Origin of the sequence: Roseomonas sp. GC11 (assembly GCF_024437745.1) — a bacterium.
GTDB lineage: Bacteria > Pseudomonadota > Alphaproteobacteria > Acetobacterales > Acetobacteraceae > Pseudoroseomonas.
Genome location: NZ_JANFNY010000013.1, coordinates 45,326 through 72,310, shown reverse-complemented (window position 1 = coordinate 72,310; position 26,985 = coordinate 45,326). Strand labels below are relative to the sequence as shown.

The 26,985-nt window shown below is 70.3% G+C and carries 25 protein-coding genes; 8 read left to right on the top strand and 17 right to left on the bottom strand.

Annotation, left to right across the window (positions count from 1 at the left end; genetic code table 11):
• Positions 1-49 precede the first annotated feature (49 nt).
• The 7 genes from NON00_RS06165 to NON00_RS06135 are packed head-to-tail and all read right to left on the bottom strand — an operon-like array spanning position 50 to position 6,114.
• The gene (locus tag NON00_RS06165; protein ID WP_256018579.1) at positions 50-1,000 is read right to left on the bottom strand and encodes a dihydrodipicolinate synthase family protein; all 951 of its coding nucleotides are present in this window, start codon (positions 998-1,000) and stop codon (positions 50-52) included.
• Complete coding sequence (locus NON00_RS06160; RefSeq protein ID WP_256018578.1) at positions 997-2,124, bottom strand: FAD-binding oxidoreductase; 1,128 nt, start codon at positions 2,122-2,124, stop codon at positions 997-999. The genes NON00_RS06165 and NON00_RS06160 overlap by 4 nt, the downstream gene beginning before the upstream one ends.
• A gap of 14 nt (positions 2,125-2,138) precedes the next feature.
• Complete coding sequence (locus tag NON00_RS06155; protein WP_256018577.1) at positions 2,139-3,590, bottom strand: NAD(P)/FAD-dependent oxidoreductase; 1,452 nt, start codon at positions 3,588-3,590, stop codon at positions 2,139-2,141.
• Entirely contained in the window at positions 3,590-3,871 is a 282-nt protein-coding gene (locus tag NON00_RS06150; RefSeq protein ID WP_256018576.1) for a (2Fe-2S)-binding protein, read from the bottom strand. The genes NON00_RS06155 and NON00_RS06150 overlap by 1 nt, the downstream gene beginning before the upstream one ends.
• Positions 3,868-4,599, bottom strand: a complete 732-nt coding sequence (locus NON00_RS06145) for an amino acid ABC transporter permease (protein WP_256018575.1) — start codon at positions 4,597-4,599, stop codon at positions 3,868-3,870. Before NON00_RS06145 ends, NON00_RS06150 begins: the two co-directional genes overlap by 4 nt.
• Complete coding sequence (locus tag NON00_RS06140) at positions 4,599-5,267, bottom strand: amino acid ABC transporter permease (protein ID WP_256018572.1); 669 nt, start codon at positions 5,265-5,267, stop codon at positions 4,599-4,601. Before NON00_RS06140 ends, NON00_RS06145 begins: the two co-directional genes overlap by 1 nt.
• A 13-nt stretch (positions 5,268-5,280) precedes the next feature.
• On the bottom strand, positions 5,281-6,114 hold the full coding sequence (locus tag NON00_RS06135) for a transporter substrate-binding domain-containing protein (protein ID WP_256018569.1): 834 nt from the start codon (positions 6,112-6,114) through the stop codon (positions 5,281-5,283).
• 131 nt (positions 6,115-6,245) lie between these two features.
• Here NON00_RS06135 and NON00_RS06130 point away from each other — a divergent pair, with 131 nt between their 5' ends.
• Entirely contained in the window at positions 6,246-6,980 is a 735-nt protein-coding gene (locus tag NON00_RS06130) for an amino acid ABC transporter ATP-binding protein (protein WP_256018566.1), read from the top strand.
• A gap of 96 nt (positions 6,981-7,076) precedes the next feature.
• Here the strand turns inward: NON00_RS06130 and NON00_RS06125 are convergent, their stop codons facing one another.
• Entirely contained in the window at positions 7,077-7,748 is a 672-nt protein-coding gene (locus tag NON00_RS06125) for a GntR family transcriptional regulator (RefSeq protein WP_256018564.1), read from the bottom strand.
• Between the two features lie 83 nt (positions 7,749-7,831).
• On the opposite strand from NON00_RS06125, the gene NON00_RS06120 reads away from it, so the two are divergent.
• Complete coding sequence (locus NON00_RS06120) at positions 7,832-8,617, top strand: HpcH/HpaI aldolase/citrate lyase family protein (RefSeq protein ID WP_256018561.1); 786 nt, start codon at positions 7,832-7,834, stop codon at positions 8,615-8,617.
• A gap of 20 nt (positions 8,618-8,637) precedes the next feature.
• Here the strand turns inward: NON00_RS06120 and NON00_RS06115 are convergent, their stop codons facing one another.
• Positions 8,638-10,140 carry a lyase family protein gene (locus tag NON00_RS06115; protein ID WP_256018558.1) on the bottom strand — a complete coding sequence of 501 codons (1,503 nt, stop codon included), beginning with the start codon at positions 10,138-10,140 and terminating at the stop codon, positions 8,638-8,640.
• A 131-nt stretch (positions 10,141-10,271) separates the two neighbouring features.
• Between NON00_RS06115 and NON00_RS06110 the strand changes: the two genes are divergently transcribed.
• Both NON00_RS06110 and NON00_RS06105 read left to right on the top strand, forming a co-directional pair.
• Positions 10,272-11,306 (top strand): YhcG family protein, encoded by a 1,035-nt coding sequence (locus NON00_RS06110; RefSeq protein ID WP_256018555.1) that lies wholly within the window; start codon positions 10,272-10,274, stop codon positions 11,304-11,306.
• A 233-nt stretch (positions 11,307-11,539) separates the two neighbouring features.
• The gene (locus tag NON00_RS06105; RefSeq protein ID WP_256018552.1) at positions 11,540-11,986 is read left to right on the top strand and encodes an Rrf2 family transcriptional regulator; all 447 of its coding nucleotides are present in this window, start codon (positions 11,540-11,542) and stop codon (positions 11,984-11,986) included.
• 82 nt (positions 11,987-12,068) lie between these two features.
• On the opposite strand, the gene cyoD is transcribed toward NON00_RS06105, so the two are convergent.
• The 8 genes from cyoD to NON00_RS06065 form a co-directional block, all read right to left on the bottom strand.
• Positions 12,069-12,428, bottom strand: coding sequence for a cytochrome o ubiquinol oxidase subunit IV (gene cyoD / locus NON00_RS06100; RefSeq protein ID WP_256018549.1), 360 nt, complete (start codon positions 12,426-12,428; stop codon positions 12,069-12,071).
• 1 nt (position 12,429) lies between these two features.
• A complete protein-coding gene (gene cyoC / locus NON00_RS06095) occupies positions 12,430-13,068 on the bottom strand; it encodes a cytochrome o ubiquinol oxidase subunit III (RefSeq protein ID WP_370688679.1) in 639 nt (212 codons plus the stop codon).
• A 2-nt stretch (positions 13,069-13,070) separates the two neighbouring features.
• Positions 13,071-15,059 carry a cytochrome o ubiquinol oxidase subunit I gene (cyoB, locus tag NON00_RS06090; RefSeq protein ID WP_256018546.1) on the bottom strand — a complete coding sequence of 663 codons (1,989 nt, stop codon included), beginning with the start codon at positions 15,057-15,059 and terminating at the stop codon, positions 13,071-13,073.
• A gap of 3 nt (positions 15,060-15,062) precedes the next feature.
• Positions 15,063-16,022 (bottom strand): ubiquinol oxidase subunit II, encoded by a 960-nt coding sequence (gene cyoA, locus NON00_RS06085; protein WP_256018543.1) that lies wholly within the window; start codon positions 16,020-16,022, stop codon positions 15,063-15,065.
• Between the two features lie 448 nt (positions 16,023-16,470).
• A complete protein-coding gene (locus NON00_RS06080) occupies positions 16,471-17,439 on the bottom strand; it encodes an ABC transporter permease (RefSeq protein ID WP_256018540.1) in 969 nt (322 codons plus the stop codon).
• On the bottom strand, positions 17,432-18,505 hold the full coding sequence (locus NON00_RS06075) for an ABC transporter permease (RefSeq protein WP_256018538.1): 1,074 nt from the start codon (positions 18,503-18,505) through the stop codon (positions 17,432-17,434). Before NON00_RS06075 ends, NON00_RS06080 begins: the two co-directional genes overlap by 8 nt.
• On the bottom strand, positions 18,502-20,004 hold the full coding sequence (locus NON00_RS06070) for an ABC transporter ATP-binding protein (RefSeq protein ID WP_256018535.1): 1,503 nt from the start codon (positions 20,002-20,004) through the stop codon (positions 18,502-18,504). Before NON00_RS06070 ends, NON00_RS06075 begins: the two co-directional genes overlap by 4 nt.
• 114 nt (positions 20,005-20,118) lie before the next feature.
• Positions 20,119-21,168 (bottom strand): BMP family protein, encoded by a 1,050-nt coding sequence (locus NON00_RS06065; protein WP_256018532.1) that lies wholly within the window; start codon positions 21,166-21,168, stop codon positions 20,119-20,121.
• 158 nt (positions 21,169-21,326) lie between these two features.
• Here NON00_RS06065 and NON00_RS06060 point away from each other — a divergent pair, with 158 nt between their 5' ends.
• The 4 genes from NON00_RS06060 to NON00_RS06045 all read left to right on the top strand — a co-directional run bounded on the left by NON00_RS06060 (position 21,327) and on the right by NON00_RS06045 (position 26,962).
• Positions 21,327-22,616 (top strand): amidohydrolase family protein, encoded by a 1,290-nt coding sequence (locus tag NON00_RS06060; protein WP_256018530.1) that lies wholly within the window; start codon positions 21,327-21,329, stop codon positions 22,614-22,616.
• Between the two features lie 209 nt (positions 22,617-22,825).
• Positions 22,826-24,505, top strand: coding sequence for a methyl-accepting chemotaxis protein (locus tag NON00_RS06055; protein ID WP_256018528.1), 1,680 nt, complete (start codon positions 22,826-22,828; stop codon positions 24,503-24,505).
• 263 nt (positions 24,506-24,768) lie between these two features.
• Entirely contained in the window at positions 24,769-25,758 is a 990-nt protein-coding gene (locus NON00_RS06050) for a transporter (protein ID WP_256018525.1), read from the top strand.
• Positions 25,745-26,962, top strand: coding sequence for an MFS transporter (locus NON00_RS06045; RefSeq protein ID WP_256018523.1), 1,218 nt, complete (start codon positions 25,745-25,747; stop codon positions 26,960-26,962). Before NON00_RS06050 ends, NON00_RS06045 begins: the two co-directional genes overlap by 14 nt.
• The last annotated feature ends 23 nt before the right edge of the window (positions 26,963-26,985 follow it).

Genomic DNA, 26,985 nt, shown 5'->3' with positions numbered 1-26,985 from the left:
TGACTGAAAAAAGTTTTTTTGGTTCTTTTTTTCCAAAAAAGAACTTTTCTTACCGGACCAGACTCTCCTCCAGCAGCCCCGCCGCCAGCATGGCCTGATCGAGGGCCTGACGCTCGGCCGCCGAGGCGGCGGGCTGGGGAGGACGCACGGCATCGCAGGGAATGGCGCCCAGGCGGCGCAGCCCGGCCTTGATGCGGGCCGTGGCGCGCCCGCCCGGCGCATCGCGGTAGATGGCGACGGAGAGGGGATAGATCGCCTCGTGCAGCGCCCGCGCGCGCGCCCAGTCGCCCCCGCTGGCGGCCTCGTAGAAGGCGGCGAGCAGGGCGGGGGCGAGGGCGGCGAGGCTCACCTGGCTGCCATGGCTGCCGATGATGTAGGAGGTGAGCAGGTGCTCATCCCCCGAGCCGAGCACGGCGAAATCCGGCCGCAGGGCGAGCAGGCGGCGGCGGTTGGCCTCATAGGCCGCGACCTCCCACGAGCCATCCTTGATGCCGATGATGCGCGGCTCGGCGGCCAGCCGCTCCAGCGTCGCCGCGCCATAGGCCATGGCGCCGGCGCCGACGGGCGCGCCATAGAGCAGCAGCGGCAGGCTGGTGGCCGCCAGGGCGTGGCGATGATGGATGGCGACGCATTCCGCGTCATGCCCCAGCGCCCAGCTGTTGGGCGGGAAGACCAGCAGCAGGTCCGCCCCCGCCGCCTCGGCCGCGGCTGCCTCGCGCGCCAGATCGAGGCTGGATTCGGCATTCACCCCGGCGCAGATCAGGCACTCCGCCGGGGCGACGGCGCGCGCCGTGGCGATGACGCGGCGCTTCTCCGCCGCATCCAGGACGAAGTTCTCCCCGGCATGGCCATTCACCAGCAGGCCGCGGATGCCCGGGGTGTGGGAGACGCTGGCGATATGGTCGGCCAGGGCGGCCTCGTCGATGCGGAAATCCTCCGTCATCGGCACGATGGTGGCGGCGTGGATGCCGCGCAGGCGGTCGGTGAGGGGCGCGCTCATGCGGCCTCCGGGCTCTGGGTGCCGCGCGGGGGCAGCAGCCGGTCGATGGGAAAGAGCGGCAGGGCGGGTTCCCGCCCCAGGATGTGCTCCGCCACCAGCCGGGCGATGTAGGGCCCGCTGGTGTAGCCGGAATGCACGCTGCCGCAGACATAGGCGTCCGGGATGCCGGGGATGGGCCCGGCGGCGGGCAGGGCGTCGGCCGTCTCCGCCTCCAGCCCGGCCCAGGCGCGGGCCATGCGGGCGCCGCGCAGGGCCGGGATGGCGTGGCAGGCGAGGCGCAGATTGCCCACCACCCGCTCCGGCAGCAGGGCGACGCCGCCGCGCTCGCGGTCGCCCTCGCCCTGCCAGCCGCCGCCGACCACCACGGTGCCGTGCGGATACTGCTTCAGCGAGAGCAGCCCGTTGGCGATGCCGACCACGCAGCGCATGACCGGCCGCACCCGCTCGGTGACGACAAGCTGGTTGACCAGCACCTTGATGGGCAGTTCCACGCCGAGCCAGCGCAGCATCGGCTCGATCCACACGCCGCCGGCCAGCAGCACGCGGCGGAAGCGCACCGGCCCGGTGGGGGTGAGGGCGGTGAAGCCCCGCTCCTCCCGCGCCAGGCTGGTGACGGGGCGGTTTTCCATCACCGCCACCCCGGCGCCGAGCAGGGCACGGCGGAAGGCCAGCCCGGTCAGATAGGCATTGGCGAAGCCATCCACCCGGCAATGCCCGGCCAGGAGGGCGCGGTCGGTCAGCCCCGGTTCCACCGCCATGGCGGCGCGGCCGGAGATGAGGTCGATCGGCGCCCCGGCCTCGCGCCGTTTGGTGGCGCGGAAGGCGAGCAGTTCCGCCTCCGCCTCGGTGAAGGCGAGGCTGAGGCCATCGCAGACCACCACGCCGACATCATGGCCGAGCCATTGCGGGGCGGAGGCCCACATGGCGTGCGCCCGCAGCGCGTAGGGGATGAGGGCGAGGCGCGTCATCTGCAGCGTCAGCGTGCCGGCATTGACGCCGGAGGCCTCGCGGCAGAGCGGGCCGCGTTCCAGCAGCGCCACGCGCAGGCCGCCGCGCGCCGCGAAGAGCGCCGCCGTGCAGCCATGCACGCCGCCGCCGATGACGCCGAGGTCATACTCCTGCATCACAGCGGAGCCCATTAAAGCGGAGCCGGGGCGGGGATGGGGATATCGGCATAGTCGAATTCCCCGAGCAGGTCGGCCAGCGGCACGGGGCGCAGCGGCGGGCGGCCGGTCCAGAAGCCGGCGGCCTCGCGCGCGCCGCCGAGGCGCGCGGCGATGATCTCGGCCGCCACATCGCCGCAGGAGCGGCCCTGGCAGGGCCCCATGCCGCAGCGGGTGAAGTGCTTCACCTGGTTGACCTCCCGCGCGCCTTCGTCAAAGGCGGCATCGAGCATGCCGCGCGTGACATCCTCGCAGCGGCAGATGACGGTCTCCGGCGCGATGTCGCGCACCGCGCCGGGGCGGAGGGCCATCAGCCCGGCCATGGCGGCGGCGAAGGGGGCGAGGCCGGCGAGGGCCGCGCGCTCCGGCGCCGTGGCGGCGGCGAAGGCGGCCGCGTCCAGCCGCCCGGCCTCCTGGGCGGCGGCGAGGCCGGCGATGCGCCCGGCATGCACCGCCGGGGCCTGCCCGCGCAGCCCGGCGCCATCGCCCACGGCGAAGAGGCCCGGCAGGCTGGTGCGGCCCTCGGCATCCAGTTCCGGCACCCAGCCGCCCAGGGCGCGGTCGAAGCGCAGCCGGGCGCGCAGCAGGCGCGGGATCTCCGCCCCGGGCACCAGCCCGTCGCCGATGCAGAGCGCATCCGCCTCCAGCACCCGTTCCGCCCCGCCGGGGGCGAAGCCGCCGCTGGCATCGAGCGGGGCGATGCGCAGGCGGCGCAGGGCCTCGTCTCCCTCGGCGGCGCGCACGGCATGGGCGAAATGGACCGGCACGCGCCGCCCGGCGATGCGCAGCGCCCAGCCCAGGCCGCGCGCCAGCAGGCGCGGGCGGCTGGCCAGGGCGCGGCTGGCGGCCAGCCATTCGGCGGGGGCGGCGCGGTCCACCACCGCCACCACCTCCCCCCCGGCGGCGAGGATCTTGGCGGCCACGGCGGCCAGCAGCGGGCCGCAGCCGGCGACCACCACGCGCTGCCCCGGCAGCACGCCCTGGGCCTTCAGCAGCACGGTGGCGGCGGCGAGGCCGATGACGCCCGGCAGCGTCCAGCCGGGGAAGGGGATGACGCGCTCCACCGCGCCGGTGGCCGCGACGAGGCGCGGCGCGGCACAGGCGAGGGGGCCTTCCGGCCCCGCCGCGTCCAGGCGGAAGCCGCCTTCCGCCGGGCGGATGACGGACCAGGCGCGGGCGCCGAACCAGCTTTCCACAGGGGATGCGGCCAGCCGCGCGCGCAGCGCCGCGCCCGCTCTGGCCTCGGCCTCTGCGGGGAAGGGGTCAAGGCCAGGGGGGGAGGCAGCGGCGGGGGCGCGCCAGACCTGCCCGCCCGCCGCCGCCGCTTCCTCCACCAGCACCACATCGAGGCCGGCGCCGCTGGCGGCCAGGGCGGCCTCCGCCCCCGCCGGGCCGGCGCCCAGCACGATCAGGTCACAGCGCCGCATCACAGCGCCACCCGCCACACCGCCATGCCGGCGCGCACCGGCACGAGGCAGGCCTGGCGCGGCACGCCATCGACCAGCACGAGGCATTCCTGGCAGCTGCCCATGAAGCAGAAGGCGCCGCGTGGCGTGCCGGCGGCCGGGCTGGCGCGCAGCGCGGCATGGCCGGCGCAGGCGAGGGCGGTGGCCAGCGGTTCGCCCGCCGGGGCGGCCAGGGCTTCCCCCTCAAACGTAAAAGAAACCGCCGCCGGGCGGGCGAGGCCGGGGATGCGGCGCGGGCTCATGCCGTGGCCCTCTGCGGCAGGCTGTCCGGCGCCGGGCGGCGGGCGCGGGCGCCGCGCACGAGGCGGCGCTCCGCCTGCCGCCCGATCTGCGCGAAGCCCCAGGAGATGAGGAAATAGATCACGAGGATGGTGCCGTAGCAGAGGAAGGCCGAGAAGCCGCGCTGGTTCAGCATGCGCGCGGCGAAGGTGAGTTCCAGGAAGCCGATCTGCGAAACCAGCGCCGTCTCCTTGATCATGCTGACGGCATGGATGGTGGAGGGCGGCAGGATGACGCGCCAGGCCTGCGGCAGCACCACGCGGAACAGGGTGGAGAGCGGCGTCATGTTCATCGTCAGCGCCGCTTCCCATTGCCGCTCCGGCACCGCCTCAAGGCCGGCGCGGATATTCTCCGCCGCCAGGGCGGACATGCGCAGCGCCACGGCGGCGAGGGCGACGGTGAAGAGGCTGCTCTCCGTGCCCAGCAGCTGCAGGCCGAAGAAGACGCACATCAGCAGCACAAGGAAGGGGATGCGGCGGAACCATTCCGTCCAGCCCAGGGCGAGCAGGCGCGGCGCCGCCCAGGGCATGACATGGCGCTGCCGCAGCAGGGCGAGCAGGAAGCCCAGCCCATAGCCCAGCGCGCAGCCGAGGAAGGAGACCATCAGCGTGTTCAGCGCCGCCTGCCCCAGGAACAGAAGATTGTAGAGGGTGAAGAAGCGCGGCGCCTCGGCCGCCAGCTGCGCCAGCATCAGAAGACCCCCCGCCGGATGCGGAACAGCGTGCGCCCCAGCAGGTAGAGCAGGGCCGAGGCGATGATGGTGATGCCGACATAGATCACCGCCGTCAGCGAGAAGATCTCGACCGAGCGGAAGCTGATGGCATTGGCGTTGAGGGCACGGCCGGTCAGCTCCTCCACGCCGAAAATGGCGGCCATGGAGGTGCCGAGCGTCATGATGATGTAGTGCGAGGAGAGCGAGGGATAGAGCGTGCGCAGCACATGTGGCGCGATGACATACCAGACGATCTGCGGCCGGGTGAAGCCGAGCGTCTCGGCGGCTTCCAGTTCCTCCCGCCGCACGGAGTCGAAGCCGGCGCGCTGGATCTCGGTGAGGTAGGCGCCGGCATTCAGCGTCATGCCGAGCAGCACGGCCTGGAAGGGCGTCAGCAGGATCCCCGCCTCCGGCAGCGCATAGAACAGGAAAAAGACCTGGACGAGCTGCGGGGTGTTGGTGAAGAAGCCGACATAGGCGCGCACCGCGAGCCGCGCCAAGCGCGGCCCGAAGCGCAGCAGCGAGGCGCCGAGCAGGCCGATCGCCAGCCCCATCAGGAAGGCGAGGACCGCGATCTGCAGCGAAAGCAGCGCGCCGCGCAGGAAATCCGGCAGATAGGGCAGGACCTGCCCGAACTGGAGCTGCATCGGCGCGCCGGCCTCAGAACATCGGGTTCAGCGGCACCGGCGTGCGCATCGGGCCGCCGAACCACTTTTCCCAGGCCTGGTTGACGAAGCCGCGCGCATGCATGTCGAAGAGCGCGACATTCACCGCATCGCGCAGGCTGGCATTGCCCTTCTGCACGCCGATGCCGGTCCACATGGTGCCGAGCACCTGGTCCAGCACGCGCCACTTCACATCCGGCTGGTTGCGCATTGGGATGAGGACGGACTCATAGACATCCACCAGCGCATCGGCGCGGCCCTGGGCGAGGGCGCGGAAGACATCCGGGTAGTTGTCGAGCAGCGTCACCTGCGCCAGCGGCGCATTGGCCTGGATCCAGGGGATGCCGGTGGTGCCGCGCACCTGCACCAGCTTCACATCCTTGTTGTTGAGATCGGCCGGCTTGTTGAGCGGCACGCTGGTGCCCTCCCGCGCCAGCACCACCATGCTCTGCGAATGCAGCGGCATGGTGAAGTCGATCACCAGCGCGCGGTCCACGGTGCGGGTGATGGAGCCCATCACGAGGTCCACGCGGTCCGCCTGCACGAAGGGCACGCGGTCCGGGGAGCCGACCTGGACGATCTCCAGCTCCACCTTCAGCAGCCGCGCCAGCTCGCGCGCCACATCGGCGTCGAAGCCGTCGATCTGGTTGCGCTCGTTGAACAGGCCGAAGGGCGGCAGGGTCGGGTTGATGCCGACGCGCAGCTTCTTGGTGGAGAGCACCTGCTCCAGCGGGCGGGCCTCGGCGCCGCCGCGGGGCAGGGCGGCGAGGGTGGCGCCAGCGGCCAGGAGACGCAGGGCCGAGCGGCGGCCGGGGAGGGATTCGGGCATGGGCGGCGACCTTATCCGGTATCCGGATTGTATGCAAAGCTTGCACAATTTCCGGGGCGGCGGCACAGTAGCGGTGCGCCGCGCCGCCGTGCAAGAGCCCTTTCCGCACCGCCTGCCACGGGAGATTCCGGGTGAGCTACCTGTCCATCGACCGCCTCTCCGCCCGCTACGGCGCGCTGGAGGTGCTGTCGGAAATTTCCCTCTCGGTGGAGAAGGGCGAGGTCGTCTCGCTGATCGGCCCTTCCGGTTCGGGCAAGAGCACGCTGCTGCGCGCCTTCGTCGGCCTGCTGGCGCCGCAGGCCGGCACGGTGCGGCTGGCGGGGGAGGTGCTGGACTATGCCGATGCCCGCTCCCTCCGCCGCGCGCGCGACCGCTTCGCCATCGTCTTCCAGCAGTACAACCTGTTCCAGAACATGACGGTGCTACGCAATGTCTGCATCGCCCCCACCCTGGTGAAGAAGCGCGACAGGCGCGAGGTGGAAGCCACCGCCCGCGCCCTGCTGGAGAAGGTCGGCCTCGGCCACAAGCTGCACGCCTATCCGGATGAACTCTCCGGCGGCCAGCAGCAGCGCGTGGCCCTGGCCCGCGCATTGGCGCTCAGGCCCGATGTGCTGCTGCTCGATGAAGTGACCTCCGCCCTCGATCCGGAACTGGTCACGGAAGTGCTCGACGCCATCCGCACCCTGGCCCAGGAAGGGATGACCATGGTGATCGTCAGCCATGAGATGGGCTTCGTGCGGGAAGTCTCCTCCCGCGTCGTCTTCATGGACCGCGGCCGCGTGGTGGAGGAAGGCCCGCCCGGCATCCTCGACGCGCCGCGCACCGAGCGGCTGCGCGACTTCGCCGCCAAGATCATCCGGCATTGAAGCGGGAAGCAGTCCTTTTTTGGAAAAAAGGACCAAAAAACTTTTTTCAGTCAGCGTCCCGCTGTGACGGGAGACGGCGGCAGCCTGAAAAAAGAATCAGCTCACGGTTGCCAGGGTGAAGCGCGCGAGGGAGCGCAGATGCGCCTGCACCGCGCGCCGCGCGCGCTTGGCATCGCCCTCGATCAGCGCATCGAGGATGGCGATATGCTCACCAGAATCTGGGCCCACGCGGTCGGACAGCCGGGCGATCTCGAAAAGCCGTGTGGTGGTGCGCAATCCCTCGATCAGACGCGCCATCACCTCGTTGCCGCAATGCTCGGCATAGATGCGGTGGACATTGTCGTCCGAGGCCCAATGCGCATCGGTGTGGGTGGTGGCGCCCTGCAACTCCACGGCTTCGGCGCGCACGGCGTGCAGGCGGCCGGCGGGGATATGGCCGGCGGCCAGGGCGGCGGCCTCGGGCTCCAGGATCTCGCGCACCTTCAGGCTGTGCAGGTATTCCGCCAGCCCGACCTGCCGCACGACGAAGGAGCGGTTGGCGGCCTTCAGCACCAGCCCTTCGCCCTCCAGCCGTTGCAGCGCCTCGCGCAGCGGCGTGCGGGAAATGCCGAGCGCCTCGGCTAGGCGCTGCTCCACCACCACCTCCCCGCCCTTCAGGCGGCGGTCGCGGATCATGTCCGCCACGGCGCGATAGGCGAGGCCGGAGAGGTTGAGCGAAGCCGCCGGGCCTTCGGGCGCGTCCGGCAGATCGGGGCGAGGGTCCGTCATGGTCCAAACCGTTCTAGCGGGGTACAGCAGCGAATGCGAGCCACAACCCCGCCCACCTTGCCTGAAAGGATGATGCGCCGCCCATGAGCCTTCGCGAACATCTGGAGCGGGGTGAGGCCGCCTATGGCCTCGCCGCCTGCCTGCTGCGCACGGCGGAACTCGTGCCGCTGACCCGCGCCTGCGGCTTCGACTTCCTGCTGGTGGACACGGAGCACACGCCGCTGACCATCGGCGATGCCGCCACCCTCTGCGTCACCGCCCAGGCGGCGGGGCTGCCGGCGCTGGTGCGCGTCGGCGGGCCGGAACATCCGGACCTCGCCCGCGTGCTGGATATCGGCGCGCAGGGCGTGGTGGTGGCGCATGTGGACAGCGCGGCGCAGGCGGCGCGCATCGTGCGCCTCTGCCGCTTCGCCCCGGCGGGCGGGCGCTCGCTGCCCTCGCCGCTGGCACGCTTCGGCTTCCGCATGCCCCCCGCCGCCGAGATGGCGCGGGTGGTGGAGGCGGAGACTCTGCTGGTGCCGATGATCGAGAGCGCCGCCGGAGTGGCGGAGGCCGAGGCCATCGCCGCCACGCCGGGCATCGATGCGCTGCTGGTGGGCACCAACGACCTGGCGGCGGATCTTGGCCATTTCGGCGCGCCGGAGCATCCGGCGGTGCTGGCGGCCTTCGCGCGCATCGCCGCCGCCGCCCGCGCCCATGGCAAGGCCTTCGGCGTGATCGGCCTGCCGCCGGCACTGCTGGAGAGCCATGCCGTGGCGCTGGGCGCCACGCTGGTGGTGGTGGCGAATGACGTCAACCTGCTGCTGGATGGCGGCAGCGCGGCGCTGCGGCAGGTGCGCGGTGCCTGGGGCGGGGCCGCCCCGGCCTGACGCATCCCGCCGCATCGGCCTCAGCGCGGCGGCAGCAGGGCGGCGAAGTCGCGGTCCAGCTCGGCCAGGGCGCCGTCGATCCGCGCGCGGCTGGCGGCGATCCACTGGGCATCGGCCTCCAGCCGCTGCTTCGCATTGTGCAGCATGCGCGCCATTTCCGTCGGCTGCGGGCCGCCCGCCGTCGCGCGGTTGCGGATGATGGCGATGGGGTCGAGCGTCGCGCGAAACTCCGCCTCGCTCAGCGGCAGGCGGCCATCCTGCACCCCCATCTCATGCCGCAGCGTCTCGGTATAGATGCGCTGCGCCTCGGCATAGGGGAAGTCGGCGGGGCGGATATCGTGTTCCTTGGCGTAGCTGACGATCTCCGAGGCGAAGTGATGGCCGACGCGGAAGGGCAGGCGGTATTGCCGCATCAGCACATCCGCCACCTCCTGCGAGGCCGTCCAGTCGCTGTTCAGCTCCTCCAGCGCGCGCTCGGGGTTGATGACCAGCGCCTTCAGCACGCGGTCGAAGGAGGCCAGCATGCGCACGGCGCCGGCGATCAGCGCGGCATTGTCGCCGGCACCCTTGGTGTCGCTCATGCCGGGGGTGATGTTGTGCTGCTGGATGACGCGGCCGACGCCCAGGGTGATGACGCGCGAAGCCTCGGCGCGCGTGTCGTTCAGCAGGCCGGGGTTGCGCTTCTGCGGCATGGCGCTGGAGACATAGGTGTTGCCGCCCCCCTCGCGCAGCAGGATCCAGGGGCGCGGCTGGGCGTACTGCGTCATCACATCCTCGACGAAGGCGCCGACATGCAGCGCCAGCGCGGTGACGACGGCGCCCACCTCCACCGGCATTTCCGCCGCCAGGATCTGCGCCGCGTCATAGGCATTCTCGACCGTGGCGGGGAAGCCCAGGTAGCGCGCCATGCGTTCGCGGTTGAGCGGCCAGCTCGTGCCGTTCAGCACCGTCGTGCCCATGGGCGAGCGGTCAAGGCGGGCATAGGCCTGTTGCAGCCGCTCCGCATCGCGCAGGAAGCCGGCGGCATGGCCGAGCAGGGCATGGCCATAGCTGTTGGGCTGTGCCGCCACGCCATTGGTGTAGTTGGGGACGATGGTGCCGGCATGCGCCTCCGCCAGGGCGACGAGCGTCACCGCCATGCCGTGCAGCTGCGTGGCCAGGGCCAGCAGCCCCTCGCGCAGCATGGCCGCGCGCACGGTCGCCAGCATGTCCTGGCTGGAGCGGCCGGCGTGCAGCAGCGTCGCCTCCACCCCCGCGGCCTCGATCAGCAGCGGCTCGAAGGTGATGACCAGGGTGGGGCGCTTGCCGTCGGGCCTGTTGCCCTGGTCCAGCACGGCCTGCAGCCCGGCGGCGATGCGCGGCGCCCGGGCCGGGTCCAGCAGGCCCTCGCTCGTGTTGATGACGGCGCTGGCCTTGTTGATCTCGCCCAGCCAGAAGAAATCATCGCGCCGCGTCTGGGAATGCGCGGGCAGGGAAGACAGGCACATCATCATGGCCCCGGCCAGAAGGGTGGATCGGAACACGTTATCCTCCGCTTTTCTGTTGTGGGTGTTCTCTACACCGTGCCGGGGGGAGAGGGAAAAGAGGACGTTCTTTTTTGAAAAAAAGAACCAAAAAACTTTTTCAGTCCGGGCATTCCGCCTAGGAAGGGGCCATGAGCCTTCCCACCTCCCGCTTGCCCGAGGGCTACGGCGACTGGCTCGCCGCGCTCAAATCCGAGATCCGCGAGGCACGGCTGCGCACGGCCCTGGCCGTGAACAGCGAGCTGATCGGCCTCTATTGGCGCATCGGCCGCGAGATCCTGGAGCGGCAGGAACGCCATGGCTGGGGGGCGCGGGTGGTGGACCGGCTCTCCACCGACCTGCGCGCGGAATTCCCGGGCATGCAGGGCTTTTCCCGCGCCAACCTGCTCTATATGCGCGCCTTCGCCGAGGCCTGGCCGGAGCCGGGGCTGGTCCAACGGGTCGTTGGACGATTGCCCTGGGGGCAGAATATCGAGCTGCTGACCAAGCTGAAGGACCCCGCGGACCGGCTCTGGTATGCCGAGGCCACGCTGGAGCATGGCTGGAGCCGCGCCGTGCTGGCCACCCAGATCCAGACCCGCCTGCGCGAGCGCCAGGGCCATGCCGTCACCAATTTCAGCCGCGCCCTGCCGCCGGGCGCCTCCGACCTCGCGCAGCAGATCCTGAAAGACCCGTATCAGTTTGATTTTCTGGCTTTGCCGCCGGAGGTGCGGGAGCGGGAACTGGAGCGCGCCCTGGTCGGGCGGGTGAAGGACCTGCTGCTGGAGATGGGCAAGGGCTTCGCCTTCATCGGCAGCCAGCACAAGCTGGACATTGGTGGGCAGGACTGGTTCGTGGACCTGCTTTTCTACCATCGCCGCCTGCGCTGCCTGGTGGCGGTGGATCTGAAGATCGGCGCCTTCCAGCCCGAGCATGCGGGCAAGATGAATTTCTACCTGACCGCCCTGGACGAGCGGGAGCGGGAGCCGGGGGATAACCCGAGCATCGGCCTCATCCTCTGCCGTGAGCGGAACCGGGTGGTGGTCGAATACACGCTGCGCAGCGTCAACAGCCCGATCGGCGTTGCTGAATACCGTCTGCTCCTGCCCGAGGCGCTGCCCGCCGCCCTGGCCGAGGCCCTGCCAACCCCGGAAGAACTGTTGCCCGGAATGGACCTCCCCGAGTGATTTTTTTCCAGGCTGCCGCCGTCTCCCGTCCAGGCGGGCCGCCAACGGACAGAAGTTTTTTGGTTCTTTTTTTCAAAAAAGAACGCTTGCTTGCTTCCCTTCAAAAGACGCCCAATCAGATTTATGACAAATATCGCCGGATGGATGCATCCATCCGGCACCTTTGCCTTGCCGCGTCCTGGCACGGGGCATAACGTCCTGGCCAAAGGGCGAGACGGGCCCATGGATCACGGATGCAGCTCACACGCTATACGGACTATGCCCTGCGAGTGCTGATTTTCGTCGGCACGCGGGAGGATGGCGGGCTCTCCTCCATTACGGAAATCGCCAGCACCTACGGCATTTCCAAGAACCACCTGATGAAGGTGGTGCAGGATCTTGGCCAGGCTGGTTTCCTCGCCACGCAGCGCGGCCGCAAGGGCGGCCTGCGCCTCGGCCGCCCGGCCGCGGAGATCCGCCTCGGCGAGGTGGTCCGCCATACGGAGGAGAGTTTCGCCCTGGTCGATTGCGCGAATTGCCTGATCGCGCCGGCCTGCACCTTGCCGCAGGTGCTGGGCGAGGCCGTCCAGGCCTTCCTCGCGGTGCTGGACCGCTACACGCTGGAGGATGTGCTGCGCCGCCGCGTCACCCTGCGCGGCCTCTTCGGCACCTGCCTGCCGCCCCTTCCCGCCCCCCCCTGAACCCCTGCCCCTGGAATGCGAAAAGGGCAGCGGCGCCTCGCGGTGCCGCTGCCCTTTCCTGTTCAGGCGTGAGGCGCCGGCCTCACATGCCCATCATGTTGCTGTCCATGTTGTGCATGATCCAGAGCGAGCCGACCACCAGGATCCCCACCACGATGGCGGTGAAGACGAAGGCGACCACGTTCCAGCGCTCGCCCGGCTCGCTGCGCAGGTGCAGGAAGTAGACGAGGTGAACGGCCATCTGCGCGACGCCGATCGCCAGGATCAGCGGGATCGTCACAGCGCGCGGCAGCCAGCCGCCCATCACCAGCATGAAGGGCAGGATGGTCAGCACCAGGGACCAGAGCAGGCCCCGCATATAGCCCAGAGCATCCCCATGGGCATTGCCATGGGCATGGGCGGCATGGTCCGGCCCGTGGGCCGGTTGGCGGGAGGCCCCCATCTCAGACAACTCCCATCAGATAGACGATCGTGAAGACACCGATCCAGATGATGTCCAGGAAGTGCCAGAACATGCTGAGGCAGCTCAGGCGCGTCAGGTTGGTCTCGGTCAGGCCCTTCACCGCCACCTGCGACATCAGCACCACCAGCCAGAGCAGGCCGGCCGAGACGTGCAGGCCGTGCGTGCCCACCAGGGTGAAGAAGGCGGAGAGGAAGGCGCTGCGGTCCGGCCCCGCGCCCGCGGCGATCATGTGGTGGAACTCGTTGAGCTCCATCACGATGAAGGACAGGCCGAGCAGGCCGGTGAGCGCCAGCCAGGCCAGGGCCTTGCCGCGCTTCTGCGCCACGGCGGCCAGCATGCCCATGCCATAGGTCACGCTGCTGGCCAGCAGGATCATGGTCTCGGCCAGGACATAGGGCAGCTCGAACAGCTCGTGGCTGGTCGGGCCGCCGGCCGTCGCGTGGGAGAGCACGGCATAGGTGGCGAAGATCCCCGCGAAGAGGATGCAGTCGCTCATCAGGTAGATCCAGAAGCCGAGCGAGACCATCTGCCCGGCATCATGGTGCTCGGCCGCGGCCGCGTGGGCCTCGGCCTGCGGGGCGACGATGCCGCCCGGCGCCTCGAAGAGATGGGCGGACATGCTCAGGCCTCCTGCATCGCGGTGCCGGCGGCGGCGCGCCGGGCATTCTCGGCCTCGGTGCGGGCCACCACGTCGGCGGGCACCTCATAGCCGTGGTGGTCGAACCAGGAATGGATGATGGCCGAGAGGACCATGCCGGCCAGGCCGAGCCCGACCATCCACCAGATGTGCCAGACCAGCGCGAAGCCGAGCACGATGCTGAAGCCACCGACGACCACGCCGGTCGGCGTGTTGCTCGGCATGTGGATGGGGGCGAAGCCCTCGGTCCTCGGCTTGAGGCCCTTGGCCTTCATATCCCAATAGGCATCGATATCGGTGACGCGGGGCGTCTCGGAGAAGTTGTAGAAGGGCGGCGGCGAGGCCATGGCCCATTCCAGCGTGCGGCCGCCCCAGGGGTCGCCCGTGAGGTCGCGGTTCTTCTCGCGGTCGCGGATGCTGACGAGCACCTGCAGCACCTGGAAGACGATGCCGCAGAGGATGACGAGGGCGCCGATGGCGGCCACGTAGAGGTAGGGCTGCCAGAGCGGGTTGTCGGAGTGGTTCAGGCGGCGCGTCATGCCCATGAAGCCGAGGACATAGAGCGGCATGAAGGCCAGGTAGAAGCCGACGAACCAGCACCAGAAGGCGTAGCGGCCCAGGCGCTCATCCAGCTTGATGCCGGTGGCCTTGGGGAACCAGTAGGTGAAGCCGGCGAAGCAGCCCCACAGCACGCCGCCGATGATGACGTTGTGGAAATGGGCGATCAGGAAGAGGCTGTTGTGCAGGACGAAGTCGGCGCCCGGCACGGCCAGCAGCACGCCCGTCATGCCGCCGATGACGAAGGTGACGATGAAGCCGATCGTCCACAGGATCGGCGTCTCCATCCGCACGCGGCCGCGGTACATGGTGAAGAGCCAGTTGAACACCTTCACGCCCGTGGGGACGGAGATGATCATGGTCGTGATGCCGAAGAAGGCATTCACGTTGGCGCCCGAGCCCATGGTGAAGAAGTGGTGCAGCCAGACGATGAAGGAGAGGATGGTGATGCACACCGTCGCCCACACCATCGCGTGGTAGCCGAAGAGGCGCTTGGTGGAGAAGGTGGAGACGATCTCGGAGAAGACGCCGAAGACCGGCAGCACCAGGATGTACACCTCCGGGTGGCCCCAGATCCAGATCAGGTTGATGTACATCATCGCATTCCCACCGGCGTCGTTGGTGAAGAAATGCGTGCCCACGTAACGATCCAGGCCGAGCAGGGCGAGCGCCACCGTCAGCACCGGGAAGGCCGCCACGATCAGGATGTTGGAGCAGAGCGCGGTCCAGGTGAAGATCGGCATGCGGAACAGCGTCATGCCGGGGGCGCGCATCTGCAGGATCGTGACGATCATGTTCACGCCGGCGAGCAGCGTGCCGAGGCCCGAGATCTGCAGGCTCCAGATATAGTAATCGACGCCGACGCCCGGGCTGTAGGCGAGACCGGAGAGCGGCGGATAGGCCAGCCAGCCGGTGCGGGCGAACTCACCCACGCCGAGCGAGATGTTGACCAGGATCGCCCCCGAGGCCGTCAGCCAGAAGCTGAGGTTGTTGAGGAAGGGGAAGGCGACGTCGCGGGCGCCGATCTGCAGCGGCACCACCAGGTTCATCAGCCCGATGATGAAGGGCATCGCCATGAAGAAGATCATGATGACGCCGTGGGCGGTGAAGATCTGGTCGTAGTGCTCAGGCGGCAGGTAGCCGGCGCCGCCGCCGGAGGCGAGGGCCAGCTGGGTGCGCATCATGATGGCATCGGCGAAGCCGCGCAGCAGCATCAGCGCGGCCAGGATGATGTACATGATGCCGATATTCTTGTGGTCGACCGAGGTCAGCCACTCGGACCACAGCCAGCGCCAGCGGCTGAAATAGGTGAGCAGCGCCACCACGGCGAGGGCGCCGAGCGCCATCATGCCCACCGCGCCCATGACGATGGGCTCGTGGTAGGGGATGGCGGAGAGCGTGAGCTTTCCGAGCATGTCTTATTCCTTGGCCGTGGCGGCGCCGTGGCCGGCATGGGGCGCGCCGCTCTCGCGGCCCGTGCGCATGGCGGTCTGCCGCGCCGCGGGGCTGGCGGCCATGTGCTGGTCCATCATCCCGCCCGGCGCGCTGTGGCGCAGGATCGCGGAAAAGAGATCGGGCCTGACCTGACTGTAATACGAGACCGGGGCGCGCTCGGTCGGCCTGGACAATTGTTCATATTCCGGCACGTCGAGCGGCGCGCCCTGGGCGCGGACCTTCTCGACCCAGGCATCGAAGGCGGCGCGGTCGCTGGCGATGGCGTTGAACTTCATGTCCGAGAAGCCGGCGCCGCTGTAATTGGCCGACATGCCGCGATAGGTGCCGGCCTCATGCGCGAGCAGGCTGAGCTGCGTCGCCATGCCGGCCATCGCGTAGATCTGGCTGCCGAGCTGCGGGATGAAGAAGGCGTTCATCACCGTGCCGGAGGTGATGCGGAAATGCACCGGCGTATTGACCGGCATGGCCATCTCGTTGACCGAGGCGATGCCGAGGTCGGGGTAGATGAACAGCCACTTCCAGTCGAGCGCCACCACGTCGACATTGATCGGCGGGACGTCGGCCTCGATGCGCTTGTAGGGGTCCAGCTCGTGGGTGGACTTCCAGGTGATCACCGCCAGCACGGCGATGATGCAGCAGGGAATCGCCCAGACCACCGCCTCGATCTTGCCCGAGTGATCCCAGTTCGGCTCATAGCGGGCGCGGCGGTTGCTCGCGCGGTAGCGCCAGGCGAAGGCCAGGGTCATCAGGATGACCGGCACCACCACCAGGAGCATGAGCCACGTCGCGGTCAGGATGAGGGAACGCTCGGCCATGCCGATCGGCCCTTTCGGGTCCAGCACGCCTTCCTGACATCCCGCCAGCCATGGCAGCAGGACGAGCGATAGCGACGCCCGCGCTGCGCTTGCCAACCTGTGTTTCATTCTCGGTCCCATCACGATGCGGGGCCGCGCGCGCGCAACCCCATTCCCTGGGCACCGGCGTGCCCAAGGCTCCTTCAGCAAACAGCCTTGTTCAGTCATGGACGTTCTTGGCCGGGACGATCCGCTCCTGCCGGGGACAGGAAGAACCGAGCGCGACGCTGGGACGCCGGATCTTCCCACGCCGCGGACCCGGTCATCAGGGCCGTTGTGCGACGCACTACACGCGACGGCGGCGCTTCGCAAGAAAGCGGCACCATTCGCGTGGCAGCGGAATGAAATCGCGTTCAGGCTTCGGACAGTATGACCGGCGCATCCATCTTTCGTTGAGGAACGCTGCTGCCTTGCGCAGAAGCTCTTCTGCCATGCCGCAGCGCACTCAACCAGCCGGTTACTTCAAGCCTGTCATGTGCCAGACAGAATGACTTTCAGGCAGCCCTGCCCCGCTGATTTAGCGTTCCTCCTTGCGGAACGGGAGAAGAAGGGCGGCCGGTGCCCGCGCATTGCGGGAGAACAGCGCCATCGCCACGATGGTCAGCAGGAAGGGCAGCATCAGCAGCACCTCATAAGGTAGGTGCAGCAGGCTGCTCGCCTGCAGCCGCAGCTGCAGCGTCTCCAGCGCGGCGAAGAGCAGCGCCGCCCCCGCGCTGCGCCAGGGCTGCCAATGGCCGAACACCACCAGCGCGATGCACACCCAGCCGCGCCCGGAGATCACCCCGAAGGTGAAGGCGTTGAACTGCGCCAGCGAGAGATAGGCCCCCGCCACCCCCATCAGCGCGCCCGAGAGCAGCAGCGCCTGGGTGCGCAGGCCCGCCACCCCCACCCCGGCGGCATCGGCGGCGCGCGGGTTCTCCCCCACCGTGCGCAGGTTCAGCCCCCAGCGCGTCCGGTACAGCGCCCAGGCCGCCACCGGCACCGCCAGCAGCGCCAGCCAGGTGAGCGCGGCCTGCCGGAACAGCGGACCCACCCCCGGCATCTCCGACAGCCAGGGCAGCGCGACCGGCGCGAAAGGCACCACCGAGGGCGGCACCGCCGGTTGCCCGAAGATCAGCCGGTAGAGAAAAAAGGCCAGCCCCGTGGCCAGCATGGTCAGCCCGATGCCCGCCACATGCTGGCTGACGCCCAGCCCCACCGTCAGCAGCGCCATCAGCAGCCCGGCCGCGGCGCCCGCCAGCGCCGCCGCCAGCACGCCCAGCCAGAGATCGCCGCTCAGATACCCCACCGTGAAACCCAGCATGGCGCCGAGCAGCATGGTGCCCTCGATGCCGAGATTGAGCACCCCCGCCCGCTCGGCGAACAATTCCCCGAGCGTGGCGAGCAGCAGCGGCGTGGCGATGCGCAGCAGCGCCGCCAGGAAACCGATATCGAGCAGGCCGAGATCGCCCAGGCCAGAGAGGGTGCCAGAAAACAGGTCAGCCATGGCGGCGCCACTCCAGCCGCAGGCGGTAGCTGGCGAAGAGCCGCAGCGACACCATGCAGAGCAGCGCCATGCCCTGGATGACATGCGCCAGATAGACCGGCACGCCCGTCGCCCGCGCCATCGCCTCCGCCCCCGTCAGCACCAGCGCGAAGAACAGCGCCGCCGGCACGACGCCGAGCGGGCTCAGCTCCGCCAGCGTGGCGATGACGATGCCGGCATAGCCATAGCCCGGCGAGATCTCGGCGGTGACGAGGAAATGCACGCCCCCCACCTCCCCCGCCCCGGCCAGCCCGGCCAGCGCGCCGGACAGCGCCGCGGCGGCCAGCAGGCTGCCCTCGACGCGGATGCCGGCATAGCGCGCCGCCTCCGCCCCCGCCCCCGTGGCGCGCAGCGCGAAGCCCAGCGTGGTGCGCGCCATCACCCAGGCCAGCAGCAGCGCCGCCGCCAGCGCCAGCGGCACCCCCAGATGCAGGCTGTTGCCCAGCAGCACCGGCAGTTCCGCCTCCGGCCGGATCGGCGCGGAATTGGGGTAGCCGCTCGCCGGGTCCTTCCACGGCCCGCCCAGCAGCGCCATCAGCCCGTAGAGCATGATGGCGTTGAGCAGCAGGCTGCTCACCACGTCATCCACCCTCAGCCGCACCCGCAGCAGGGCGGGCAGCAGCGCCCAGGCCGCCCCCGCCGCCGCCGCCGCCGCCAGCATCAGCGGCACCAGCAGCGGCCCCGGCAGGATCGCCCGCTGGCCGATGAAGCCGGCCGCCATGGCCCCGGCCAGCAGCTGCCCCTCGGCCCCGATATTCCAGAACCGCGCACGGAAGGCGACGGCCACGGCCAGCCCCGTCAGCACCAGCGGCGCCGTCTTCACCAGCGTCTCCTGCAGGGCGAAGCCGCTTTCCAGCCCGCTCAGCAGCAGCCGCTCATAGGCCAGGCCGACCGGCGCCCCGGCCAGCCGCACCAGCCCGGCGCAGAGCAGCAGCGCCAGCCCCACCGCCGCCAGCGGCAGGGCGAATTGCAGCCAGGAGGCGGCGCCCCGCCCCTCCATCCGGCGCTCCAGGCGCAGCGCGATCATGCCACCTCCCTCTGCCCGGCCATCAGCAGGCCAACCCGCTCGATGCTCGCCTGCGCCGCCGGCAGGATGTCCAGGATGCGCCCGCCCGACATCACCGCGATGCGGTCGGAAAGGGCGAAGATCTCCTCCAGGTCCTCGCTGATCAGCAGCACCGCCCCCCCGGCGCGGCGCAGCGCCAGGAAGGCCTCATGCACCGTCTGCGCCGCCCCCACATCGATGCCGCGCGTCGGCTGCGCCACCAGCAGCACGCGCGGGTCCCAGGCCAGTTCCCGCGCCAGCAGCGCCTTCTGCAGATTGCCGCCGGAGAGCGTGCCGCTGCGCGCCTGCGGCCCGCTGGCGCGGATGTCGAAACGCCGCATCTGCGCCTCGGCGAAGCGGCGGATGGCGCGGCGGTCCAGCAGCCCGTGGCGGCTGAACGGCGCCTCGCGGATGCGCGGCATGGCCATGCAGTCCTCCAGCGGCAGGCTGGCGATCATGCCCGTGCCCAGCCGGTCCTCCGGCACGCGGCCGAGGCCCAGCGCCTGCATCCGCCGGGGCTCCGGCACGGGCACGGGCTGATCCTCCACGCGGATCTCGCCGGCCTGCAGCGGCAGCACCCCGGCGATGACATCGGCCAGCTCCCGCTGGCCATTGCCGGAGACCCCGGCGATGCCGAGGATCTCCCCCGCCCGCAGCACCAGCGAGGCCTCGCGCAGCACCGCGCCGCCGCGCCGGGCGGAGACGCCGCGCAGCTCCAGCAGGGGGCGGCCCGGCGTCATCGGCTCGCGCCGGGGCGGGCGCGGTTCCTCGCCGCACATCAGCCGGGCGATCTCGCGGCGGGAGAGGCTGCCATCCGTGGCACGCTCCGCCACCACCCGGCCCTGCCGCAGCACGGTGATGCGGTCGGTGATCTCCAGCACCTCGCCCAGCTTGTGGCTGATGAAGATCACGCCCAGGCCGCGCGCCCGCATCGCCCGCAGCGCGGTGAAGAGGCCGGCGGCCTCGTCCGGCGTCAGCGTTGCCGTCGGCTCGTCCAGCACCAGCAGCCGGGCGCCGCGCACCAGCGCCTTGGCGATCTCCACCCGCTGCTGCTGGCCGACGGAGAGGTCCGCGACGCGCGCCGCCGGGTCCAGCGCCAGGCCATAGTCGCGGCCGATGGCGGCCAGCCGCTCCAGCACCACCGCGCGCGGCAGGGCGCCCCGGCGCGGGCCGACCATCAGGTTCTCCAGCACCGTGTGGCGCGGCACCAGCTGGAAATGCTGCTGCACCATGCCGATGCCCAGCGCCAGAGCATCGGCGGCGCTGCGGATGCGCACCGGGCGGCCCTCCACCAGGATGCGGCCGGCATCGGCGGCATAGGTGCCGAAGAGCACATTCATCAGGCTGGTCTTGCCAGCGCCATTCTCGCCCAGCAGGCCCAGCACCTCGCCCGCCGCGACATGCAGGTCCACGCCGTCGCAGGCGGTGACAGGGCCGAAGCGCTTCGTGATGCCCTGGAGGGCGATCAAAGGGGAGGACATCAAGCTTCTCCTGGGATGCGGTGGAGAGGGCGCAGCCCTCTCCACGCCGCACCCGCCGGGGTGGCGGGGCCACCCCATGCTCCCTGCGGGGAACCCGCCATCCGTCCGGCGCGCTTATTCGGAGCGCGGCGTGGTCTCGATGACGGGGACGCGGAAATCACCCGCCAGAATCGCCTCGCGCTTCTTCAGGACGAGGTCCCTCACCTCGGCGGGCAGCTTCTGCTCCCAGCCATGCAGCGGGGCGAGATCGGCGCCGCCCTTGGCCATGAAGGAGAAACTGCCCAGATCCTGCGCCGTGTAGACCCCGGCCTTCACCATCTTGATGGCGACATCGACCGTCGGCCACATATCCCAGACCGGGCCGGTGATCACCGTCTCCGGCGCCAGCGCGGACTGGTCGGACATGTTGGAAATGACCAGCCTGCCGCGCTCCTTCGCCGCCTCGATGACGCCGAACCGCTCGGCGAAGAGCACATCCGCCCCCGCCTCGATCTGCGCCAGCGCCGCCTCCTTCGCCTTCGGCGGGTCGAAGAAGCTGCCGATGAAGGTGACCTTGCCGCGCACCGCCGGGTTCACCTCCCGGGCGCCGGCGAAGAAGGCATTCACCAGCCGCGCCACCTCCGGAATGTCCATCGCCGCCACGGCGCCCACCACATTGGATTTGGTGAGCTTGCCGGCGATCATGCCGGAGAGATAGGCGGGCTCGTGAATCCAGTTGTCAAAGACGCTGAAATTGGGGTTGGCCGGGCCCTGGCCGGAGCCAAAGACGAAGGCCGTGCGCGGATATTGCCGCGCCACGCGGCGCGCCACGGTCTCGGCGGCGAAGGCATCGCCAAAGATCAGCGGCACGCCCTTCTCGGCATATTCGCGCAGCACACGGCCATAATCGGCGGCGGCCACATGCTCGGACCAGGTGTAGTCGATGCCGTGTTCCGCCTTGGCCTTGAGCAGCGCGTGGTGGATCTGCGTCACCCACGGCTCCTCGATCGGCGTCGAGAAGATGGCGGCGACCTTCATCGCCTCCGCCGCCCGCGCGCCGCGGGGGCCAGGCAGCCCGGCCGAGGCCAGCAGCCCCAGCGCGCCAAGACCCAGCGCGCGGCGGCCCAAGGCATGGCAGCCCATTGGCGCCGCGCCCGGCATCAGGGCGGGTTCGGAATCGGACATGGCGGTGCTCCCCTCGTCATGCGCGCCTCGCGCGGCATGGCCGAAACGAAGCAAACGGCATGCCACCCCCTGCCCCACGCGGCGCTCCCCCACCGAAACGCCTTGCCACGCCGCCGCCGCCGCCGCAGGCTCCGCGCGGATCGCGAGGGGAGCCGGACTTGGCCTTTGACCTGCTGCTGCGCAACGCCAGCCTGCCCGATGGCCGGCAGGGCATCGACATCGCCTGCCAGGGTGGCCGCATCGCCGCCGTGGAGGCGGGCATCACCGCCCCCGCCGGGTGGGTGATCGAGGCCGGCGGGCTGCTGGTCTCGCCCCCCTTCGTCGACAGCCATTTCCATATGGATGCCACCCTCTCCCTCGGCCTGCCGCGCCTCAACCGCTCCGGCACGCTGCTGGAGGGCATCGCGCTCTGGGGTGAGCTGAAGCCGCTGCTGACGCGCGCGGCGGTGGTGGAGCGCGCGTTGCGCTATTGCGACCTGGCCGTGGCGCAGGGGCTGCTGGCCATCCGCAGCCATGTCGATATCTGCGATGACCGCCTGCTGGCCGTCGAGGCGCTGCTGGAGGTGCGGGAGCGGGTGCGGCCCTATCTCGACCTGCAATTGGTGGCCTTCCCGCAGGATGGCTATCTGCGCGCGCCGGGCGCCGTGCGCAACCTGGAGCGCGCGCTGGATGCCGGGGTGGATGTCGTCGGCGGCATCCCGCATTTCGAGCGCAGCATGGCCGATGGCGCCACCTCGGTGCGCATGCTCTGCGAGATCGCCGCCGCGCGCGGCCTGCGCGTGGACATGCATTGCGACGAGAGCGACGACCCGCTCTCCCGCCATGTCGAGACACTGGCGTATGAGACGCAGCGCCTCGGCCTGCACGGGCGGGTGGCAGGCTCGCACCTGACCTCGATGCATTCGATGGACAATTACTACGTCTCCAAGCTGATCGCGCTGATGGCGGAGGCGGGGCTGGCGGCCATCGCCAATCCCCTCATCAACATCACCCTCCAGGGCCGGCACGACACCTATCCGAAGCGGCGCGGCATGACGCGGGTGCCGGAGCTGCGCGCGGCGGGGCTGACGGTCGCCTTCGGCCAGGATTGCGTGATGGACCCGTGGTATCCGCTGGGCGGGGCGGACATGCTGGATGTCGCCCATATGGGGCTGCATGTGGCGCAGATGACGGGCCTCGACGCCATGCGCGCCTGCTTCGACGCCGTCACCACCGATGCCGCGCGCATCCTGGGGCTGGAGGGCTATGGCCTGCACCCCGGCGCCCATGCGGATTTCGTGCTGCTGGAGGCACGCACGCCGGTCGAGGCCATCCGCCTGCGCGCCACCCGGCTGGCGGTGGTGCGGCGTGGCCGGGTGGTGGCCGAGACGGCGCCGCGCACCACGCGCCTCACCCTGCCCGGCCGGCCGGAGGCGCTCTCCCCCGCCGCCTATGCCCCGCCGGGTTAAAGACGACACGCGATCTTGAGAGGGGCTTCGCCCCTCTCAAACTCTCCCCACCAAAGGCCTGAGGCCTTTGGAAACCCATATGCCGGGCTTCTGGTACTGAAAGCGGGTGCTTCACGCACGCGCTGGCACACCGGTGGCAGGCAGCGGGCATTTACGCGAATTTCACCGCGCCTCGCCATATCAGCAGGGATATGCGCGAGGATCGAAGCATGCGGTCTGCCTGGAATCGTGTCGGGCTGACAGCCCGGCTCATCCTGACCAGTTCAGTGCTGATGCTGCTCAGCCTGCTGGTGACGCAGTTCATCTCCGTGCGGCACACCAGCACCGCCCTGCGCGCGCAGATCGAGACGGAGACGCGGCGCGAACTGGCCCTGCTGTTCGACCACATCCAGCGCGCCGGGCCGGTCCGCCGCCAGGGCACGGAGGTGATGGTGGGCAGCCTGCGGCTGCAGGATTTCAACGAGGTCCTGGACAATTACACGCGGGTGACGGGGGGCGGGGCGGCGCTGCTGGTGGGCGATGTCCGCGTGGCGACCAGCGCGCGCACGCCGGATGGGCAGCGCGCCGTGGGCGCCCGCCTGCCCGGCCCCTGGACCGGCCCGGTGCTCGGCCAGGGCCAGGAGTACATGCAGGAGATCGTGGCCGCCAGCGGGCGGGTGAACCTCGCCCTCTTCAAGCCGCTGCGCGACGAGGGCGGGCAGGTGGTGGCGGCCCTGGTGGTGGGCCGGGTGCTGGACGAGATCGATGCGCTGGTGGGCGATCAGCAGCGCATCGTGCTGATGATCGCGCCGGTGGTGGCGGTGTTCGGCGCGGTGCTGCTGTGGCTGCTGATCGGGCGGGCCATGCGGCCCTTGCTGGCGATGGCGCGGCTGCTGGAGCGGCTGGCCGGCGGGGATTGCAACATCCAGGTGCCGGGGCTGGAGCGGCGGGACCAGATCGGCATCATCGCGCGCGCCGTGCTGGCGCTGCGCGGGGCCTTGCAGCATAGCCAGGACCTGGAAGAGGAAGCGCGCCAGGCGCGCACCCAGGCCGAACAGGTCCGCCGCGCCGAGGCTGACCGGCTGACCGCCCTGTTCGAGCAGCGCATGCGCCAGGAGGTGGCCGCGCTGCAACAGGCCGCTGAAAGCCTCGCCGCTGCCGCGCGCAGCATTTCCGGCGCGGTGGACAGCACCTCGCGCGAGGCGCAGGGGGCGCTGGGCACGGCGGAAGGTGCCTCGCAGGCGGTGCAGACGGTCGCCGCGGCGGCGGAGGAGCTGATTGCCTCGGTCGGCGAGATCAACCGGCAGGTCAGTGCCTCAGCGAGCATCGCGCGCAGCGTCGCCGATTCCTCGCGCCGCTCGGACCAGGCGGTGGAGGCGCTCTCCGGCGCCGCGGTGCGCATCGGCGATGTGGTGAAGCTGATCGGCCAGATTGCCGGCCAGACCAACCTCCTCGCCCTCAATGCCACCATCGAGGCCGCGCGTGCCGGCGAGGCGGGCAAGGGCTTCGCCGTGGTGGCGTCCGAGGTCAAGAACCTCGCCAGCCAGACCGCCAAGGCCACCGAGGAAATCAGCGAGCAGATCGGGCAGATCCAGCAGGCGACGCGGGTGGTGGTGGATGCCATTCGCGGCATTGGCCAGCAGATCGAGGAGATGTCCGCCATGACCACCACCGTCTCCGCCGCGGTGGAGGAGCAGGGCATCGCGACGCGCGAGATCGTCGCCAGCGTGCAGCGCGCGGCGAGTGGCACGCAGGAGGTCTGTGCCTCCTTCGGCCGCGTCACTGGCGCGGCGGATCAGGCCGGCCATGCTGGCGAAGCCGTCCGTGGCGCCGCCGGCAGCATTGCCGAGCGCGCCACGAGCCTGCGCGCCGCCGCCGATGGCTTCGTGGCCGATATGCGCGCGGCATGAAAAAGCCCCGCCCAGCGGGCGGGGCTTCCGGACAAAGTCTTTTTGCTTCTTTTTCTTCAGAAAAAGAAGACTCTCCCCTCCCCTCTCCCGACGATGCCGGCCGGCCTGCCGATGGCCAGCCCTGGTGCGCACGCGGCGCAGCCATGGATTTCCTGGATAGGTCGGATCAGAAAAACAAACGTGACATCCTCCATTCGCGCGTTTTTATATTCAAAACGTCAAAACAATAATACCGAATAAAACGCCCCGATGGAGGATGTCCAATGAAGAAGAAATGGCGCGCTCCGCGCGCCTTTGCGCTGGGCTGCGCCCTGGTGCTGGCGCCGCTGCCGCTCCGGGCGGCGGAGAATGCCACCACCAATTACCCGCTCGGGACGGCCTCGGGCATGGTCCTTGCCGCCTTCCCGCCGATGCCGGGCCTGTTCGCGCTCAGCCAGAGCAATGTCACCACCTCCGCCGGGCTTTACGACGGCAGCGGCAACAAGGCCGCCAATCCGAGCTTCCGCCTGACGGGAGTGAGCGAGACGGTGCGTCTGCTGGCGAGTTGGCCGGCCGAGGCGCTGGGCGCACATCTCTATTCGATGCTGGTGGTGCCTTATGTCCATCTCGACAGCAAGGTTGCCGGCCATGGCGATTCCTCGACCGGCTTCAGCAACATCACCCTCACCCCGCTGCTGCTGAACTGGCGTCCCGCGGCCGGGCATTCCATCGGGCTGGGCTTCGATATCGCCACCCGCACGGGCCGCTACAAGGCCAGTGACGGGCTGAACACCGGCACCAACTACACCACCTACATGCCTGTCCTCACCTATCGCTACCGCGACCCTCAGGGGCCGGAAATGGCTGTGGGCGCGCGCTATCTCGTCAACAGCACGAATGATGACTCGCGCGACTTCCTCGGCAACCGGCAGAGCTACCGCAGCGGGCAGGCGCTGATGGTGGAATTCGACCTCGGCTATAATTTCGGGCGCTTCCGGCCGGCGCTGGCCGGCGGCTATCTGCGCCAGACGACGGGGGACCGCATCACCAATGCGGTGCTCGGCGATGGCCCGGCCTTTGGCATTTCCGGCCAGCGCGACGGCAACAAACTCGAGGAGCTGCGCCTCGGCCCCTCGCTCACCTATGATGCCGGCCCCTTCGCGGTGAACCTGAACTACCAGCGCACGGCCTATGTGCGCAATGGCAGCGAGGCGAATGCCTTCTGGTTCAACATCGCGCTGCCGCTGTGGGTGCCTGGCCATGCCGCGCCCTGACGCCACGCCCGGCCGCCGCGCCGATCTCGCGCGCGGCATCTTCCTGTGCCTGCTCTCCACGCTGTCGGTCGCGGCGGCGCTGCTGATCGCGCCGGTGCTGCCGCGCATCGTCGCGCATTTCGCGGGGCAGCCGCATGCGCAGGAGCTGGCCCTGCTTGCGCTGACGGCGCCGGCGCTGGTGGTGGCGCTCAGCGCGCCGCTGCTGGGCCGGCTGGCGGACCGCGCGGGGCGGCGGCCGCTGCTGCTGGCGGGGCTGCTGCTCTACGGCCTCTGCGGCGTGCTGCCGATGGTGCTGGATGATCTGGGCCTCATCCTGCTCTCGCGCCTCGGCGTCGGGCTGGCGGAAGCGGCGGTCATCACCGCCAGCACGACGCTGATCGGCGACCACTACCAGGGCGCCGAGCGGGAGGCGTGGCTGGTGCGGCAGACGGGGACGGCCTCGCTCTCCTCCATCCTCTTCCTGCTGCTGGGCGGTCTGCTCGGGGAAGAGAACTGGCGCCTGCCTTTCGCGCTCTATGCGCTGGCGCTGCCGGCCATTCCCGTGGCGCTGCTGCTGCTGCGCGAGCCTGCCGCGCCGCAGGCCGGCAAGCCGGCGCTGGCCGCACCGGTCGAAGGCCTGCCCTGGCGGCAGCTTGGCCCGCTTTATGGCGTGGCGCTGTTCGCCGCCATCCTGTTCTTCATGGCGCCGATCCAGTTGCCTTTCCTGCTGGCGGCACGGGGCGAGTCCTCGCCGCAGGTGGTCGGGCTGATGAATGCCGCCGGGGCTTTTGCCGTGCCGCTCGGCGGGCTGCTGTTCCGCTGGCTGGGCTGGTCCTCGCTGCGGGCGGTGCTGGGGCTGGCCTTCGCGCTGGCGGCGGCCGGGCTCGGGCTGCTGGCCGGGCCGGGCGGCATGGCGGTGCTGCTGGCGGGCGTGCTGGCCGCCGGGCTGGGCTGCGGCATCCTGCTGCCGGCGCTGCTCACCGCCATCATGGCGCTGCTGCCCTTTGCCCAGCGCGGGCGTGGGACGGGCGCATGGCAGACCGCCTTCTTCGCCGGAAATTTCCTCAGCCCCGTGCTGGTGATCGCCCTGACGGGCGCGCTGGGCGGGCTGGCCTCGGCCCTGCTGGCCGTGGCGGGGCTCAGCGCCCTGGCCGCGCTGCTGGGCCTGGTTCCCTTCTGGATCGCCCGCCCGCGGCCTGGCGCCGCGCGGGGCGAACCCTCCTGATCCACGTGCCGCGCGCCGCGGCC